Source organism: Acinetobacter sp. CE-15 (genome assembly GCF_051059255.1).
GTDB classification, from domain to species: Bacteria; Pseudomonadota; Gammaproteobacteria; order Pseudomonadales; family Moraxellaceae; genus Acinetobacter; species Acinetobacter guillouiae.
The window spans coordinates 3,703,491-3,721,100 of the sequence record NZ_CP192737.1; the positions used below are offsets into that span (position 1 = coordinate 3,703,491).

Sequence of the window (17,610 nt, forward strand, 5' to 3'; positions counted from 1 at the left end):
GTGAAAATTTTATCTATACGACTCAAAAATCTCGCGTCTCTTTCGGGTGAACATTTTATAGATTTTGAATCTGAACCATTAGCTTCAGCAGGTTTAGTGGCGATTGTTGGAAAAACAGGGGCAGGGAAATCAACCATTTTGGATGCCATGTGCCTTGCTCTGTTTAATAAAATCCCACGTTTAAAAGACAGTGATGGTAAATTACAGGATGTTGATGGCTCTGAACTTTTAACCAACTCACCACTGACTGTACTACGCCGTGGTACCGCACACGGCTTTGCTGAATTATGTTTTGTAGCACAAGATCAAAAGCATTATTTGGCACGCTGGGAACTTAAACGTTCCCGTGAAAAAGCAGATGGAAAACTACAAAGTGTCCAACGCTATTTAAAATGCTTAACTGATGGAACAGTAGTAGCAGATAAAGCCAAAGCCGTTGAATCAGCGATCTATAAAATTACCCAACTGAGTTTTGAGCAATTTACCCGTGCAGTTCTCTTGGCACAGTCCGAAGTTACAGCCTTTTTAAAAGCACGTGACAATGAACGTGGTGAATTACTTGAGTATTTAACCAATTCATCCATTTTTGGAAAAGTCGGCCAATTGGCCTATGAAAAAACCAAATTGGTGGCATCAAAACGTAAGGAATTGGAAAATCTTCTCGGTCATATTGAGCTCCTCTCTGAGGAAGATGCCGCTGAATTACACATACAATTCCAACACATCAATCAAGACTATAAAAAACTTGAAGATGAAAAATCGCAACTTGAAAAACAGCAGCAATGGTTTGAGCGTAAACAAAAACTGAATGATGAAATTGTCGTTAAGCAACAGTTGCTTGATACACAGTTACAGACGCAACAAGGCTTAATCCCTGAGCGTGAACGTTTAAATCGTTTAGAAATATTCTCAGAAATTCGCTCTAGTATTTTCCAAAAGCAACAACTGATAAAAACCGAACAGCAACTCGCACCACAAATTCAAAAACAACAACAGCTTTTTGATACATTACAAGTTCAATTTGACACTGAACAGACCCGTTTTATCCAAACTGAAAGTGCTTTAACTGTTCAGCAAAATTTCGAAAACACCCATCGTGAGTCTTTGAGTGAAGTACGGAAATGTATTCAGGAACGGGATTTTATTGGGGTCGAATTTAAGAAAATTCAGACCAGATTAAATGATTTAGAATCGTCTAAAACCCCACTACTCGATCAACAACAACAACTTGAACATCATATTCAGCAGATTACAGAAAAACGAAATATTTTAAATCAGCAACTTGCAGACACTCAACAGTTCTCAAGTTTGGATAAAGGTTTAACTGCACATGTGCAACAGTTAACTCAATTTATTCAGCACTATCAGTCTATTGAAAATCAATTAGGAAATGTATCTCAGGCTGAAACGAAATTAATTGAGCAAAAAACACAATTACAAGACTCAATTCATCAATTTGGAACTGCGGAGCAACTTGAAACTCAGCTTGAACAAACGCGTCAACAACGTGAATTTAGACTAAGCCAACTCAACCAATTGACGACGTTACAACAAAAATTAGCCCAGCTTTTTGAATTAAAGATTGAATCTCAGCAGCTTAATGACCGATTGAAACGTTGCTCAGTGCAATTTCAACAACTTGAAAAAACCACAATACAGACTGAACAAGATTTCCAAACAGCGAAACAAGCTCGCTTAAAACTGCAAGAGGTTTTACAACAACAACGCTTATTACATGCTGAAAATGTAGAACGTTTAAGAGCTGAATTAGTAGATGGTCAAGCTTGTGTTGTTTGTGGAAGCACAACTCATCCCTATCACCTTGATGATTCTGCTGTATCTAAAGCACTATTTGAGCTACAACAGCAACAGGAACAACAAGCCACGCTCAAAGAACAAGAAACATTTAACCTTTGGCAAGCGGCTCAACAAGACTTGACCAAATTGAGTGTCGAACAGCAACAGCTTAAAACCACTCTTCAAAATGTGACTGAAAAAATAACCGTCACACAACAGCTATGTATTGAACAAGGTCAATCAGCCCAAATCCCGCTGAACTTAACTCAGACACAATCTGAAATTAAGCAACAATTGGAGCAACTTACCCAGCAATATCAGTTTGATATTCAACAATTGGAAGCACAATCTAAGCAATGGATTCAAAGCATCAAAGTTCAGCAACAATTAAGTCAAAGCATTCAACACACTGAACATCTATTGCAAAATGCCAATAACCTACACAATCAAGTGCAGCATATTGTCAGTTGCTTAGCTGAGCGTGAAAAAAATGCATGGCAACAGTACAGTATCACCACAGCACAACATATCTTGAGCCAATTAAATACGCGTACACAACAGCTTGAACAGCTTGAGTTATTGTCGAAACAGCATGATCAATATCTACAGCAACTCAATACAGCTCAACTCAATATAGCGAATGCAACCAAACAGATTTCTGAAACTGCTCACAGCTTGAACGAGATAAAACTAAAAGGGCAACAAAATACAGAATTGGCAAATCGACTCATTCATAGCATGATAGGATTAACAGAGGTTAAGCCGAATGAATGGTTAACGCAGTATGAGCATGAATACCAGAAAACCCAGACGCTTTACCAACAACAAAAGCAAAGTTTTAACCAATTACGCAATCAATTTGAGCAGGAAAAAAGTCAGCTCGAACAACTTAAAGCCCAGCAACAACAAAATGAGAATAGCCTCAATCAAGTGAATCAGGATATTCAGCAATGGCTTGCTCAACATCCTGATTTTCAGCCTGATGATTTAGAGCACTTGGCTCAAATCACGGCGGTACAAGAACAACAGATCCGCCAACAACTGCAACATGCTGAACGAATGTTAAATGAAGCCAACTCAGCACTTAACACCATACAAGAGCAATTAACCGAACATAAGCTTCATCAACCTGAAATTGATTTTGAACAGCTACAACAATTGATTTTGGATAATGCGAATACGCTGAAAACCCAATTTGAAATCCGTGATCAGTTAAAACTCAAACTTGAATTGCATCAGCAAAATGTTGCTAAGCAAAAGCAATTTGCTGATCAGATTCAACAAGTACAACAGGAAGAACATCGCTGGGGCAAGATTTCAGGCTTAATGGGAGATGCGACCGGTAAGAAATTCCGTGATTATGCACAACAGTATAATCTGGATATTTTACTCGAACACGCCAACCAACAATTGGCGATGTTGTCTCAACGTTATACCTTAAAACGATTAGATAATTCGCTCAGCCTTGCCATCATTGACCATGATATGGACGGTGAAACCCGTTCTGTTGCCTCACTTTCAGGGGGTGAATCGTTCTTGACTGCCCTTGCCTTGTCTTTGGCAATTGCCAATATGGCATCAGGTTCAATGAAAATTGAATCTCTCTTTATCGATGAAGGTTTTGGTACATTAGATGCATCTTCTTTACATATGGTCATGAATGCATTAGATCAATTGCAGAATCAAGGGCGTAAAGTTGTATTGATTTCACATATACAGGAAATGCATGAACGTATTCCTGTGCAAATTCAGGTGCGTCCTTTAGGGGCGGGTGCAAGTACGATTGAAGTGGTGAGTTAGTGTTTAGCTCACACTTCTTAATTTAAATTTTTATCGTATTCTGCTTGTATCTTATCGCAATAAGGTTTCATTGCAGTCACTGAATTTTTAAAACCATTCAAAGCTTCATCAAATGTACGCTGATCTTCAGCAAACTCTTGATCGAATTGCTCTTTATACTTTTGATTATTCAACAGCATTTTAACGATTTGCTGTTGATGAACACATCTCCTATGCGCGCTCATTATATTATCATCTTGAGCCGTATTCGCAATTGAATCCATGAGAGATGCAACAAGGGATTCAAAAACCTCCTTAAACGCTTGATAAGTCTTTTGCTCTGAAACAATCGCTTTGTTCAGCTCAGGATTTGCACTTGTATTTGCATGAATTAAAGATGTAACCAATAAACATAGAATCGATAGTAAATATTTAATATTTTTCATTATTCTTCCAAACAATTAAAAAAGAAGTGCTTATAAGCACTTCTTTACTTTATTCTTTAACGATCTGCGGGAAATGCATTTGGTGGAGGTGCATATTTATTCACGGGTTTAGCCTCATCTTCTGGTGCTTCCAAGTCATATAAAACCGTACCAATTACACCAGCATTCTGAATGGAACCATTCTCTGAGTTCGCAGCATACGCATCTTTAGGCTTACTAAAAGTAAAGGAAGCAACAGCAGATTCACTCTTACGGAAACCTTCAATTTTCAAAGAATCATGTGCATGTAAGACATAACCAGAATTACTTCGGGATGCCTCACTGCCATCAATGACATCTACACCATCAACACTGGCAACCACTTCAAAGGTTTTCGCTGTGTTATTTTCATACTGAAGTTGATAGCTTTGCCCTTCACGCCCTGACAAATAGTAGCTTTGTCCAACACGATACATTGGAATTCGGTTTCCATGATCATCTACAACAGAAAAACTCACTTTTCCTGCGGCAATAGAAATTGAATTGACCGTTTTACCTTTATAGTTCTTATCTGCATATTGCACGATAGTTTCAGCAAGAGGTGAATCAGATTTACGCTTTAACTGCACTTCAGTCACATGGGAATCAATTTCATCACCCCACTTTGTGCCTAACTTTTCATCAGCTGCAACTTGATTGTTGGCTGCTTCAGCGGCTGCATCTGCACTGGTCGCTTCGGTTTGGGATTGTGATGCGCTTTCATCTGATTTTTTCGAACATGCAGCTAGAAAAATACACAACAAAAGGCAGAGAAATATATTTATATTTTTCATTATAAAACCTATTTTAAAGTTTATAAGTTACGTAGATTATTATCAAAGTCATAATATCGTAGCTGTTTTGACTGCGCTATTTTTAAATTATTGCAATTATGTAACATTATAACATCTCAAAAAATAAGAGGGATAATGTGATCCCTCTCACTTCTTGATATTTTTTAATTAATCCGCAGGAAAGGCATTTGGTGCAGGCGCATAAGTATCCTTAGATTTTTTGGGTAGATCGTATTTAGGGGCTTTTAACTCATACACCACTGTACCAATCACACCAGTATTTTGAATAGAACCACTGGCAGAGTTGGCAGCATAAGCATCATTTGGCTTACTAAAAATAAATGAAGCTACAGATGAATTACTCTTCCTAAAACCTTCAATCGCAAATGAGCTATATGGTCTTAACACATAACCACTATTTGAACGTGAAGCTTTACTTCCATTGAGAACATCTAGGCCATCGACACTTGCAACAACTTCAAAGGTTTGGCTACTGGTATTGGCATAACGCAATTGATAGCTTTGTCCATCACGGGCAGAAAGATAATAACGCTCGCCATCGCGATATAGCGGTAAAATTCGCCCACGATCATCCACAACAGAAAAGCTAACTTTTCCAGCAGCTAAAGAAATGCTGTTAATACTGCGTCCTGAAAATTGCTTACTGGCATAACGAATTTGAGTTTCATCAATAGGGCTGCTACTTAAACGTTTTAAATCAACTTGAGTCACATATGAGCTTACGTCATCTCCCCATTTCGTTCCCAAACGCTCTTCTGACTTTACTCGATTTTGGTTGGAAATAGGCGCTGCTGCAGCCTTAGCTGTTGCTGAGGTAGGTGATGGTGCAGATTCGATTTCTTGTGAAGTTGAATCCTGCGTTGAAGAATATTTTGCAGTACTACAAGCGCTGATTAAAGCACAAAGACATAACCATAATAATAGTTTGGATTTATACATATTCTATTTCCAGTTTTTAAATTTTATTCAAATCAGTATAGTCAAATTGACAATCATATTACATCTAGAATTGTTGAGTATATTTTAAAAAATTTAACTGAATAGTTTGCCTTAAAGTAAATTCCAAATGCTTAAACGGATACTCATCAGCTTCATTTTACCTGTACATAGAATTGTTTTTTATAGTGATTTATCTTAGCCAATGTGAAAAACATACTTATTTCTTAAAAGGATAAATATCAACACAAATCAAAAAACTGTATGTAGAAATACAGTTTTTCATTTCATACCAGCAACTACTCAGCGTGTACAGGTCTTAGAGTTAAAATCTGTTCACTACGTCCGAATGGTCCATAAATATCATGTAAGACGGAACTGGTTAAACCAATACCATCTTCACCATACTGTTGTATGGTTTCTAAACCTAACCATTGACCTTGGGGCAAACGATATAAATGAATTTGTAAATCTAAGTTTGGAAAGCCCCAATTAAAAGGAGGTGTTTGTCTCGCCACGACACCATTTGCAGTATCGACCATTCCCATTAACTTCACAAATGCCGATGTCGGTTGACCTTCAACCATATCCAAAGTATTGCTAAGCCATACAATACCTGCTCCCTGTCGACGTTGCTCAGTCCTTGCTTCAATCGAATGAATATATCCACCAGGCCACTGACGTATTTCATGCCAAATCGGTAACTGTTCAGGCGTTCCAATAGATTGATCCTCTAAACCTGCAACACTTTGACTATTGCTGGTCATCATGCGCCAAGTTCTCGCCACAATACTTATTTTACCTTGTGTGACCATTTCGGATTCAATCAGTTCAATGGTCTTGCCAGCTCGAATTACTTTTGTCCGAATATAAAATTCGCCACCCGCAATTAATCCAAGAATATCTAAACTTATACGACCAATTCGAACATCATTTCGAGGTGAAAACTGCTCTAATTCAGCACAAATAACCCCTGTCGCTGGTGCCATATGTTGCTCATGCGCATTCCAAGCCCCTTGAGCATGATGTGTCGATTGATAATGCGCTGTCACTACACCCTGTTTATCGATTTGACGCTGAATCAATTGATAATATGCAGACATAAACTTCCCTATCACTCTTAAAAATCATTCGCTATACATATAATCCCGCATTATTTTTGTACTCGACTTAAACAAAGAAGTCTAATACTAATAGGAAAAATGACCCTTAGCGTTCAATATTTTACACAGGATTGAACGCTTAGATTTAAAGTGAGATATTGAAAAGAGTAACATATTGAAAAGTCAGTGTTTGAAAGCCTAGATTTAACCAATGAGTAAAACGACGCCAGAGAAAATCAGACAATAAATACCAAAGAAATGCCAACGACCATGTTCAAGCCAACTCGATAGCCATTTTAAAGCAACAAGACCTGCAATAAAGCTAAACAGCATCCCAAACATACTGGGTAAAAGCAGTTGAGCTAAATGGATATTTTGAAAATTCTCGGCATGTAGCAATCGATAAAGCTCTTTTACAATCACCGCTGGGGTCAACACCACTGCCAAGGCAAAACTAAACTCTTCCGCTTTTTGCCGAGCGACACCTAAAAACAATCCTGTTGAAATTGTTGCACCTGAACGTGAAAAACCACGAAACGGCAAGCATAAAGCCTGAACAGCGCCAATCCATGCCGCACTTTTCACCGTCACATCACCAACCTGTCCACGATCTAATCGAGAAGATAAAATAATCAATACACCAGCAGAAGCTAAAGCAGCAGCCATTAATTTTGAGTTGCTAAACAATTGCTCAATTTCAAAGTGGCTTGCCCCAGCAAAAAAAACATGTTTGATCATCGATTGCAGTGCCAATCCGAGTACGCCCGTGATGCCTGTTGCAACAATCACAAACCATGCTTGTTTTTTAAAGCGATCCCATGACGAAAAATAGGTTGTGCGCCAAGACTTCCAAAAATACATAATGACCGCAAACATGGTTCCTGTATGTAGCATCACCAATAAAAACGTCATATCAGGCGCTGATGGGTCAAAACCCATCAATTTTTCAGCCACAATCACATGCGCTGAACTGGATACCGGCAGCAGTTCTGCAAACCCTTGTATGATGGCAAGAATAAGTACATGAAAAATAGTCATCAACAATCTCAATGGATTAGAATTATTGATGTCTTATACGTTTACAGCATTAAATCTAAATTAAAATAAACTTAAACCCAGCGAAAATTAACTCAGCCTTCTCGCCGATTTCGCTACAACCTTTAACGCTGATTTGAATAATCTCGTGCACCAAACAAAGCTGTCCCAATACGTACCATGGTTGAGCCTGCGGCAATGGCTTCCACCATATCTCCAGACATCCCCATGCTTAACGTATCCCAATCTGCAGCATGCGCATGATGAACTTTAACCTGATCAAACAATTGCTTTGCATCACTAAATGCTTGCGGATGATCAGGTGCAGGAATCACCATTAAACCACGCAACTTTAAATTCTTTAATTGACTGATTTGTTTCACCAGATCTGCAACTTCATCAGGCTGACAACCGTCTTTACTGTCTTGTGCATCAATATTGACTTGCAAGCAAATATTTAATGGCGTTTGAGTCGCTTCTCGTTGATTTGAGAGACGCTCTGCAATGATAAAACGATCAACACCATGCACCCACGCAAACTTTTCAGCAAGATGCTTGGTTTTATTGCGCTGCACATGACCAATAAAATGCCATTCGATCTCTAAATCTGTTAAATCTTCAATTTTTTCGAGCGCTTCTTGTAAATAATTCTCGCCAAAAGCACGCTGACCCGTAGCATACATTTCTTTTAATAACGTACTTGGATGTGTTTTGGAAACTGCCAACAACTGTACCTGACTCACATCTCGATTTGCAGCCAAACAGGCCTGCTGAATTTGCGCGAGTACATGATTTCGAGCTTGATTTAGATCATTCATTGACAAGGTTCTCATTTCATAAAAATTTCAGCTTCCAAGCAATGAAATTGTTGGTTATGCTGAGTGAAAGGCCTTATTATTCTACAAAATAATGAGGGCGTGTTGATCGTTCATAAATAGCTTGCGTTGTAGGCTAAAATTGAGCAAACAAGGAATGGAATGTAGAGAATAGCAAGACTATTTTCAAATTTCATAACGCAGTTTGAGATAATTTTAGCCACAACCTAAGCAAGAACAAAGTATTGCTTTGTTCTTAGCGCAAGGCGAAGCTAAGTTTTTTACTGTTTTTTTTATTGCGTGTTACCTTGCGAAAAGATGTTTCTCATCATTTAGAATAACTAAATTTCGTACTTCGCGCCTAGTAACCCTAAAAAACAGGCTTAGTCGCAAGCATAGATGAATAATCTACACCCCCTAGGCAAATAGGTTTTTATTCGGGGACATTATGGATATTACAGAATTATTGGCGTTTTCCGTCAAAAATGGTGCATCTGACTTACACCTTTCAGCAGGTATGCCACCGATGATTCGTGTCGATGGTGAGGTCCGTCGTATCAATTTACCAGCACTGGAACATAAAGAAGTTCACAGATTGGTTTATGACATCATGAATGATAAACAGCGTCGTGATTTTGAAGAACAATTAGAAACTGACTTCTCATTTGAAGTTCCAGGTATTGCCCGTTTCCGTGTCAACGCATTCAACCAAAACCGTGGTGCGGGTGCTGTATTTCGTACCATTCCTTCTAAAGTATTGACCATGGAAGATTTAGGTTTAGGACAAATCTTTAAAGATCTTTGTGAATTACCCCGTGGTTTGATCCTTGTAACAGGTCCAACAGGTTCCGGTAAATCAACCACATTGGCCTCTATGATTGACTTTATTAATGACAGTCGCTATGACCATATTTTAACGGTCGAAGATCCAATCGAATTTGTACACCAATCTAAAAAGTGTCTCATCAACCAGCGTGAAGTGCATCGTGATACACATGGCTTTAATGAAGCGCTACGTTCTGCGTTACGTGAAGACCCTGACATTATCTTGGTTGGTGAGATGCGTGACCTTGAAACCATTCGCCTTGCTTTAACAGCAGCAGAAACAGGTCACTTGGTTTTCGGTACACTACACACCACATCAGCGGCAAAAACCATTGACCGTGTGATTGACGTATTCCCTGCTGAAGAAAAAGACATGGTCCGTGCCATGCTGTCAGAATCATTACAAGCGGTTATTTCACAAACCCTGCTGAAAAAGAATGGTGGCGGACGAGTTGCAGCACACGAAATCATGATCGGTATTCCTGCAATTCGTAACTTAATCCGTGAAAACAAAGTTGCACAAATGTATTCAGCAATTCAGACCGGTGCAAACTATGGTATGACCACATTGGATCAGAGTTTAAAAACGCTGGTCGCCAAAGGTGTTATTAGTCCTCAAGTTGCAAGAAATGTAGCAAAACAACCAGAATCATTCTTATAAAATGGATTATTGAGGTTTAAAAAAGATGGACTTTAATGACTTGCTCAACATGATGATTGAGCAAAAAGCATCAGACTTATTTATTACCGCCGATGTTGAACCATCAATGAAAATTAATGGTCAAATTGTTCCTGTGGTAAAAACCAAGTTAAACGGCGAAATTATTATGCAATTGCTTAACTCTATTATGAGTGAAAAGCAGCGTAAAGAATTTGCTGAGACGCGTGAATGTAACTTTGCCATTACCAATCGCGATAAAACTGCGCGATTCCGTGTCAGCGCTTTTCAACAACGTGATATGCCTGGAATGGTTTTACGTCGTATTGAAACTCAAATTCCGACTATGGATGAGCTTAAATTACCGCCTATTCTTAAAGATCTCGCAATGACCAAACGTGGGATCATTATCTTTGTTGGTGCAACAGGGACAGGTAAATCAACTTCTCTTGCATCCATCATTGGTTATCGCAATCAAAATTCTAAAGGTCATATCATCACCATTGAAGACCCAATTGAATTTGTACACGAACATGCAGGATGTATTATTACCCAACGTGAAGTGGGAATTGATACAGATTCTTTTGAAATTGCGCTTAAGAATACTTTGCGTCAAGCACCAGATGTGATCTTGATTGGTGAGATCCGCTCTCGTGAAACCATGGACTATGCCATCGCTTTTGCTGAAACAGGTCACTTAGTCTTTGCCACACTGCATGCCAACAATGCTAACCAAGCAATTGACCGGATTATTCACTTCTTTGAGTCTGACCGTCATAGCCAATTGTTTATGGATCTATCACTTAACCTCAAGGCCATGGTTGCACAACAATTGATTCCAACACCAGACGGTAATTCTCGTCGTGCTGCAATTGAAATTCTCATCAACTCACCCTTAGTTTCAGACTTAATCCGTAAAGGTGATGTCCATGAAATTAAGGATTTGATGAAGCGCTCTCGTGAATTGGGTATGCAGACGTTTGACCAAGCTTTATTTGACCTCTATAAAGCAGGACAAATTACCTATAAAGACGCACTTAAACATGCCGACTCTCCAAATGATTTACGTCTACAAATCAAATTGGATGAAGAAGGTGGTGCACAGCTACTCAATTCAAATAGCAAACTCACCTTTGATGGACAGTAGTTCCAAAGCAAAAAAGAGCTGATATAAAAAGAGGGGGCTTGGTTAAGCCCCCTCTTCATTTGTTGTATTTATGTGATTCTAGCGCTTACGATAAGCTTCCTGACATGCAGGTTCATCACAATAACCGTATAGATTCAAAGAATGTCCAGTCAATTGAAAGCCATGTTTCTCAGCTACCGAATGTTGCTCATGTTCGATGGTTTCATTAGTAAATTCAACGACTTTATTACAATTTTGACAAACCAAATGATCATGATGATCTTCTTGCATAATTTCAAAAACAGAATGATTGTTTTCGAAATGATGGCGCTGGATAATTCCAGCAGCTTCAAATTGTGTTAACACACGATATACGGTCGCTAGACCGACATCTTCACCTTGTTCGAGTAATGTTTTATAAATGTCTTCCGCGCTCAAGTGGTGTTGTCTTGAATTTTCTAATAATTCCAAAATCTTGATTCGTGGTAGGGTAACTTTAAGTCCAGCTTTGCGTAAATCTTGATTTGAAATAGGCATATAAAAAGGTCTCTCAACAAATTTTAAGTTGGAATATGCAACAGAGTTGAGATGCAGTATGATCTATCCTTGGATCAATTGCATCATAATTAATTTGGGATAGTGTAGCAAAATGCAAAAAATCATGCTGACGTTATTCGTCGCTTCTTTACTTGGTGGTTGTTCTGTATTTGGAGTATACAAAGTCGATATTCCTCAGGGAACACCGTTAACCCAAGCTCAAGCTTCAAAAATTCAAGTCGGTATGACCTACCAACAAGTACAATTCTTGTTGGGTAGCCCAACAGTCTCAGATCCATTGAATCCAGGACGATGGGATTACATTTACAACTATATCCCAGGAACTTACGCGAAAAAAGCGAAGATTCCCGCAGCACATGGCCAACATTTAAAGGTTTATTTTGATCAATCAGGTGTCGTAAACAAAATTGAAGGTTTAGAAACCATTCCTGAGTCTCAACCTGGTTTACCTGCTTCTAAAGAAGCAATATTGAATGCGCCCCCACTATAGACACTTTGCGATAAAAAGAAACCCCTCAATGAGGGGTTTTTCATATGCATTCAATTGTTTAAAGCGATTATTGTAAATAACGCCTTATTTAAATAACAATTGTTGATAGCGATTGCCACGGCAGTAACGTCCGACAGGATTTGCTTTTGCGCGATTGCGACGAATATCTTTTGGATTAATCGTTAAAGCTCTATAAATTTCAACACGATCACCTGCTTGTAGCAAATGCGATTGCGCTTTTATTTTCACTCCAAAAATACCAAAACTAAAATTTTCAGGCAATTCTACTTGTTGCGCCAATCCACTTTGCGCAATTGCATCGGCAATCGTCATGCCTTGAGAAAATTGTAACTCAATGTGAAATTGTTGCTTTTCGGCAGCATATGCCACCCAAATCTTTGCCACGAGAATCACCTTGACCCTTAAATTAACTGTTCAATATAGGATACCAATGCCAACACAATACTCAAAGGTAAAACAATTCGTACCGCAATACGCCAAATATTATAAAACGCTTCTGAACTAAAATTGATTGCTTTACGTAGATGGCTGATTTTCATAATCCAACCCACAAAGATCGAATAAATCAAGCAAATGACCAAGCCCCAAATCATCAGCAATGGATTAAACAGCACTGCAATGTTTGGAATTGCCCAAAGGAATAATGCCACCAACAACACTACAAATTGAATAAGTATTGCGACTTGGCGTTGAGCTAACTGTTCTTTGCCTAGTTGTAATAATAACGCGGCTGAAATGACTGCAGTAAATAATAAAGTATAGGCAGGGATTTGTGCTGAAGCCGCAAAAAAACCAAAGGCAATCACAGCCACCAGTTGCGCAATCCAAATCGGGAAAGCTGTTTTAGATGCCTCATTATTCTGTTGAACATTCAACAAGCTGGTTTGCCAATACAAGCCTAAACCGAGACCTGTGGCCACAAGGGCTAAAATCGTTGCATTGCCCCACTCTTTAAACTCTACAGGAGTAACATGCCAAGCGGATAAGTGTGTACCGAAAACCTGTGCAAGGATTAAAGAAAGCAGCACGCCTAGCGTGATCAAGCCCACTAAAATTTGACGAGGCGCAAAAGACAAAGCAAAAGCCACTACAGCGGCACCTGCAAATAACAAATGACCTTCTATCGGTAAATTCGCAATCTGCACAGCACTTTGACTGATATTCGATAAAATCCCACCCGCTAAGAATGGAATAAAGATAACAGCCAGCCAACCCACAATACGCCACGATTGAGATGCGTCAGCATCACGAGTTAAGCTAGACAAGGCATTGAGTGCAGTTGTTTTAGAACGCTTTGCTAAAGCAACTTCTAAATAAGTAATCGGCAATGCCAACACCAGCATTGACACTAACCACAATATCCAAAAATCAATTTGCCGATCAATTTGAATACCTAGGCTTGGAGCCAAACCTGCGATAATTATAAATGATAAACAAAATGCCATGAGCGGCGATAACCATCGTGACATAGAATAATCCTGCATGAGGTGTTTCGTAAAAAGTTCTGCTATTTTGCCTTTGTCGATGCTGAAAATCAAAGCTTAAAAGAAAAAAGCAAATCACCCCTCGATGATTTGCTGCGCTAGATCTTGTTATAATCTTTGTTATTTCTTTTTATCCCCTCTGAATTTTTTTAGTTAGAGAGCTGGTGATTCCCATAATTTCACAATCATAAAATGCCTGTAAATTATGAAAAAAATCTTGCAAACCAATTTTTACCTTTTTTCTTTTCGTTTTCTTTAATGATCCCCATCATATTTAATTTTACAGCCCCCACATAATCTGCATCATCATGTTGAATATGATTAATTAACCATTTAGACAACACCTCATGCAATTCTTTTTCTATAGAATGCCCTTCTTCAAAACTGGTACGATAACTTTCGATACGTTTAATAAATAAGTCATGTACACGTTTATGAGGAACACGGTATTTATAACCCGCTTCTTCTTGTAAGCTTTCTTCAAAGGTGAAATGGGATTGTGTATAGTCAATAATATTATCAAGAATTTGCTTAATACGAGCGCGATCCGTTGCCATACCGATTTCATCAATTTCATTGATGTAATCCAAAATCCGTTTATGTTGATCGTCGATCACATCGATACCCGTATTATATTCTGGAATCCATCTCATCTTCATACGATCACCTTAAAATAATGTCTTGACCTTCAGCAACCATATTAACGGCTATCTCTATAAATAAAAATGAACTGTATTAGTCGGGATTCATTAAAAAAACTATGAAATAAATTAAGTTATTGTTTATACTTGAATAATATTTTAATCCGCACTAAAAGAGTAAGATATTTTTTAACCAATTATTAAGTTTAAATAATTTTATTGATTGTCTATATTTATTATTTTGAATGAACAAATGATTATTCGTGTGTAATCTAAAAATTTAAAACAACCACCTCAAATGATATTTTTATTTGCACGTTTCCATACGATTACTCGTGATAAAACTACTCAATCATTTTTTCAAAATAAGAAAAAATATTCTTTTGTGATTTTGTTATATTTTTAAATACTTTCTTTATTCAAGTGAAAATTATTTTATATGTGCTATTTTTATCCCACTTATTTCATGATCCACTTTTAAAAGAGCTAAAATATAAATTTTATCACGGCAATTTTATATAATAGACTTCTTTCATAAGTCCTTTTTAAAACCATAAATCGACATAAAAGCGCCCTCATCCTAGCCTTATCCCAAAGGGAGAAAGAACTTTCAATCCCAATATTATTCACGCCACATCATCATTTTTTGATTTATGAAAGATCTTTAATATTTAAACAATTATAACGATATTATTACTCATTTTTTTCAATAGAATATAATTACACATTATTATTTCATTATCTTCTCTTTGCTTTAACAACATCAAAATATTCCGTTAAGTCTCAAAGATGACCATCCTATACAATTGAATATGGGACTTTGATCATTCAGAATAATGCGATTTACAATAAATAATCCGAAGTAATTTTTACAGGATATCGTGAAAAAGCCTGCAAACGAATGATAAGGAAATTGCTATCAATCTAAGATAATTCTTGCATCTATAGTTGGTGCAAAAGCACCTATAAAAACCTGAATGGGCTAGATAAATTGAATTATTTTTACAATAATTTATATTTAAAAAAAACATGGAGTTAGTAAAGAACACCACCTCCTATCCTCATACAAATTCATTCAGATCAAACTAATATTGATCTGCCTTGGTGACTCTAACCAAACTTGGATCAGCAGCCTCACGGGCCAGTCTTTCGACATGTGTTGTTGCTGTTTTTATCACTTGACCATCTTTAAATAAAATCATCTCACCAGGCTGGTATGCAGTCCAAACTTCATTTTGAGTTAATGGCTCTGTGGTAATCACGGCAACACGATCTTCTTTTGTTGTAAATTGACTAAAATCAATATCAACATCAATATCGACTAAGCGTGCATATGTAAATGGATACTCACGTACAATCCAATGCAGCTTCGTTGTCGCATAACTAAACAAAGCTTGTCCATTGGAGAGGCAAAAATTAAAAGTGCCATATTCTGCAATTTTAGGTGAAATTTCTTCAAGCAAGGCAAATACATCATTTAAACTCGGTTCAAAATAACCAAATCTTAAAACCAGTTGTTCAAGCAAATAACAAAATGCCAGTTCACTGTCGGTACTGCCTACAGGGGTAAAACGCCCCGACAAATGTGGATGAAAGTTATGTAAATCACCATTGTGCGCAAAAATCCACTGTCTGCCCCATAACTCACGAATAAAGGGATGAGAATTTTCTAAGGTAATTTTACCTTGAGTTGCTTTACGAATATGCGCAATGACATTCCGCGATTTGATTGGATAGTTACGTACCAGTTCAGCAATCGGTGACAAGACTGCAGATTGATTGTCGACAAATAAACGACATGCTTTATCTTCAAAAAAGGCAATACCAAACCCATCAGAATGATCAGAGGTTATTCCTGCACGTTGAGAAAACCCACGAAACGAGAAAGTAATATCAGTGGGAGCAGCGCAGTTCATTCCAAGCAATTGGCACATAGTGTATTCATACAGCATTTTATTTATAAGAATATTGTGCATGACTACGCATCTGCTTGCAAATCTCAATAACTGAAAATAACTGCAAACAGATGCATATTAGACCAATGACTTAACATAGATCAGCAGAATAATTGGGTACTTATTCGCGGATCAAACTCTAAGTCCCCTTATTTTTCGGACACTCAGCGATTAACCATTTTGTTTAAAACAAAATTTTTGGCAATTTCATTGACATCTAAAAAGACAAAATAATCTAAACAATTAAATGCTTCATCGTGATATGCCTGTTTCGATAAACGCGCATTCATTTTCAAATAGACATCAAACAACTTTGGAATTCGTTCATCTTGTGGAAAGCTATACTCTGGATGACTTGGTTCAAAAGCGAGATTTGCCTTTATATCAATTGACTGTTTGACAGTCATTTTCTTCAAATGCTGATGTGTATAGTAAGCACGTGCCTTATTGTCTTCCAAACGGATACTGACACATCCCATTAAGTGTTTTGCCTTCATTTTCCACAGTACTGTCGGAACCAAATTTAACCACAACATCGACAATGCACGTCCATTACGATAACGCGGATGTACACAAGTACGGCCTATTTCCACAATATTAGATAGATGTGAAAGTTGAGAAACATCAAATTCTTGTGCGCTATAACTACGTGCAAGCTCATGCCCCTGAATCAACTTCAGGCGTGTATAGGCAACAATCTCATTGCTCCATTTATCACGTAATACCGCATGCTCACAATCCAGGTCATATAAATCTTGATCTAATCCATTTTCAAATGTAATGCCAAACTGATCTGCGAATTGTACTGCACGAAATTTTTGTACTTCTTTGAGTTGTTTCAGGTCTTCAACCCATTCAAATTTATATTGTGATTGTGCTTTTTTAGGTTTTGGTAAGGGTAAATTTAAGTTCTGGAAGTTCTGACGATACTGATTTAATTTTGCGAACATATTTTCGACTCCTTGAGCTTTTACTTACACTAGGCAATCCCGATGACACTTATATGACGAAAAAATGACCGTTTAAAAACACGCTATGAATGGTGAATTTGAAATAAAATCGGCAAAATAAAAAAGCCAATGTTTTCACACTGGCATTTTAAAAAAAA

At 37.7% G+C, this 17,610-nt stretch carries 16 protein-coding genes; 4 read left to right on the top strand and 12 right to left on the bottom strand.

Annotated features, from left to right (window positions below; genetic code table 11):
- Positions 1–3,597, top strand: coding sequence for an AAA family ATPase (locus ACQ7EO_RS17035; protein ID WP_434278118.1), 3,597 nt, complete (start codon positions 1–3; stop codon positions 3,595–3,597).
- Between the two features lie 17 nt (positions 3,598–3,614).
- Here ACQ7EO_RS17035 and ACQ7EO_RS17040 read toward each other — a convergent pair whose 3' ends face one another.
- The 6 genes from ACQ7EO_RS17040 to ACQ7EO_RS17065 form a co-directional block, all read right to left on the bottom strand.
- Entirely contained in the window at positions 3,615–4,022 is a 408-nt protein-coding gene (locus ACQ7EO_RS17040; RefSeq protein ID WP_327858207.1) for a hypothetical protein, read from the bottom strand.
- 56 nt (positions 4,023–4,078) lie between these two features.
- The gene (locus ACQ7EO_RS17045) at positions 4,079–4,834 is read right to left on the bottom strand and encodes a hypothetical protein (protein ID WP_434278120.1); all 756 of its coding nucleotides are present in this window, start codon (positions 4,832–4,834) and stop codon (positions 4,079–4,081) included.
- Positions 4,835–5,002: 168 nt separating this feature from the next.
- Positions 5,003–5,794, bottom strand: coding sequence for a hypothetical protein (locus ACQ7EO_RS17050; protein ID WP_434278121.1), 792 nt, complete (start codon positions 5,792–5,794; stop codon positions 5,003–5,005).
- A 296-nt stretch (positions 5,795–6,090) separates the two neighbouring features.
- A complete protein-coding gene (locus ACQ7EO_RS17055; RefSeq protein WP_434278122.1) occupies positions 6,091–6,894 on the bottom strand; it encodes a thioesterase family protein in 804 nt (267 codons plus the stop codon).
- Between the two features lie 204 nt (positions 6,895–7,098).
- Positions 7,099–7,932, bottom strand: coding sequence for an undecaprenyl-diphosphate phosphatase (locus ACQ7EO_RS17060; protein WP_434278123.1), 834 nt, complete (start codon positions 7,930–7,932; stop codon positions 7,099–7,101).
- A 122-nt stretch (positions 7,933–8,054) separates the two neighbouring features.
- Positions 8,055–8,747 (bottom strand): YggS family pyridoxal phosphate-dependent enzyme, encoded by a 693-nt coding sequence (locus ACQ7EO_RS17065; RefSeq protein WP_434278124.1) that lies wholly within the window; start codon positions 8,745–8,747, stop codon positions 8,055–8,057.
- Positions 8,748–9,192: 445 nt separating this feature from the next.
- On the opposite strand from ACQ7EO_RS17065, the gene ACQ7EO_RS17070 reads away from it, so the two are divergent.
- Entirely contained in the window at positions 9,193–10,230 is a 1,038-nt protein-coding gene (locus tag ACQ7EO_RS17070; protein ID WP_004722735.1) for a type IV pilus twitching motility protein PilT, read from the top strand.
- Between the two features lie 25 nt (positions 10,231–10,255).
- Positions 10,256–11,374, top strand: coding sequence for a PilT/PilU family type 4a pilus ATPase (locus ACQ7EO_RS17075; protein WP_004722736.1), 1,119 nt, complete (start codon positions 10,256–10,258; stop codon positions 11,372–11,374).
- 78 nt (positions 11,375–11,452) lie between these two features.
- Here ACQ7EO_RS17075 and fur read toward each other — a convergent pair whose 3' ends face one another.
- A complete protein-coding gene (gene fur, locus ACQ7EO_RS17080) occupies positions 11,453–11,890 on the bottom strand; it encodes a ferric iron uptake transcriptional regulator (RefSeq protein WP_004722737.1) in 438 nt (145 codons plus the stop codon).
- 112 nt (positions 11,891–12,002) lie between these two features.
- Here fur and ACQ7EO_RS17085 point away from each other — a divergent pair, with 112 nt between their 5' ends.
- On the top strand, positions 12,003–12,401 hold the full coding sequence (locus tag ACQ7EO_RS17085; protein WP_004722739.1) for an outer membrane protein assembly factor BamE: 399 nt from the start codon (positions 12,003–12,005) through the stop codon (positions 12,399–12,401).
- Between the two features lie 84 nt (positions 12,402–12,485).
- Here the strand turns inward: ACQ7EO_RS17085 and ACQ7EO_RS17090 are convergent, their stop codons facing one another.
- The 5 genes from ACQ7EO_RS17090 to ACQ7EO_RS17110 form a co-directional block, all read right to left on the bottom strand.
- The gene (locus tag ACQ7EO_RS17090; protein WP_004722741.1) at positions 12,486–12,806 is read right to left on the bottom strand and encodes an RnfH family protein; all 321 of its coding nucleotides are present in this window, start codon (positions 12,804–12,806) and stop codon (positions 12,486–12,488) included.
- Positions 12,807–12,823: 17 nt separating this feature from the next.
- On the bottom strand, positions 12,824–13,906 hold the full coding sequence (locus ACQ7EO_RS17095; protein WP_434278127.1) for a hypothetical protein: 1,083 nt from the start codon (positions 13,904–13,906) through the stop codon (positions 12,824–12,826).
- A gap of 203 nt (positions 13,907–14,109) precedes the next feature.
- Complete coding sequence (locus ACQ7EO_RS17100) at positions 14,110–14,565, bottom strand: bacteriohemerythrin (RefSeq protein WP_004819397.1); 456 nt, start codon at positions 14,563–14,565, stop codon at positions 14,110–14,112.
- A 1,067-nt stretch (positions 14,566–15,632) separates the two neighbouring features.
- Entirely contained in the window at positions 15,633–16,481 is an 849-nt protein-coding gene (locus ACQ7EO_RS17105) for a class II glutamine amidotransferase (RefSeq protein WP_016539214.1), read from the bottom strand.
- A 185-nt stretch (positions 16,482–16,666) separates the two neighbouring features.
- On the bottom strand, positions 16,667–17,452 hold the full coding sequence (locus tag ACQ7EO_RS17110; protein ID WP_434278129.1) for a GNAT family N-acetyltransferase: 786 nt from the start codon (positions 17,450–17,452) through the stop codon (positions 16,667–16,669).
- Between the last annotated feature and the right edge of the window lie 158 nt (positions 17,453–17,610).

What these genes read in the sequence shown, in the direction of transcription:
- ACQ7EO_RS17060 (WP_434278123.1), bottom strand. Translation starts at nt 7,932, where the DNA reads ATGACTATTTTTCATGTACTTATTCTTGCCATCATACAAGGGTTTGCA.
- ACQ7EO_RS17110 (WP_434278129.1), bottom strand. Translation starts at nt 17,452, where the DNA reads ATGTTCGCAAAATTAAATCAGTATCGTCAGAACTTCCAGAACTTAAAT.
- ACQ7EO_RS17100 (WP_004819397.1), bottom strand. Translation starts at nt 14,565, where the DNA reads ATGAAGATGAGATGGATTCCAGAATATAATACGGGTATCGATGTGATC.
- ACQ7EO_RS17095 (WP_434278127.1), bottom strand. Translation starts at nt 13,906, where the DNA reads ATGCAGGATTATTCTATGTCACGATGGTTATCGCCGCTCATGGCATTT.
- ACQ7EO_RS17085 (WP_004722739.1), top strand. Translation starts at nt 12,003, where the DNA reads ATGCAAAAAATCATGCTGACGTTATTCGTCGCTTCTTTACTTGGTGGT.
- ACQ7EO_RS17045 (WP_434278120.1), bottom strand. Translation starts at nt 4,834, where the DNA reads ATGAAAAATATAAATATATTTCTCTGCCTTTTGTTGTGTATTTTTCTA.
- ACQ7EO_RS17055 (WP_434278122.1), bottom strand. Translation starts at nt 6,894, where the DNA reads ATGTCTGCATATTATCAATTGATTCAGCGTCAAATCGATAAACAGGGT.
- ACQ7EO_RS17050 (WP_434278121.1), bottom strand. Translation starts at nt 5,794, where the DNA reads ATGTATAAATCCAAACTATTATTATGGTTATGTCTTTGTGCTTTAATC.
- fur (WP_004722737.1), bottom strand. Translation starts at nt 11,890, where the DNA reads ATGCCTATTTCAAATCAAGATTTACGCAAAGCTGGACTTAAAGTTACC.
- ACQ7EO_RS17105 (WP_016539214.1), bottom strand. Translation starts at nt 16,481, where the DNA reads ATGTGCCAATTGCTTGGAATGAACTGCGCTGCTCCCACTGATATTACT.
- ACQ7EO_RS17040 (WP_327858207.1), bottom strand. Translation starts at nt 4,022, where the DNA reads ATGAAAAATATTAAATATTTACTATCGATTCTATGTTTATTGGTTACA.
- ACQ7EO_RS17070 (WP_004722735.1), top strand. Translation starts at nt 9,193, where the DNA reads ATGGATATTACAGAATTATTGGCGTTTTCCGTCAAAAATGGTGCATCT.
- ACQ7EO_RS17065 (WP_434278124.1), bottom strand. Translation starts at nt 8,747, where the DNA reads ATGAATGATCTAAATCAAGCTCGAAATCATGTACTCGCGCAAATTCAG.
- ACQ7EO_RS17075 (WP_004722736.1), top strand. Translation starts at nt 10,256, where the DNA reads ATGGACTTTAATGACTTGCTCAACATGATGATTGAGCAAAAAGCATCA.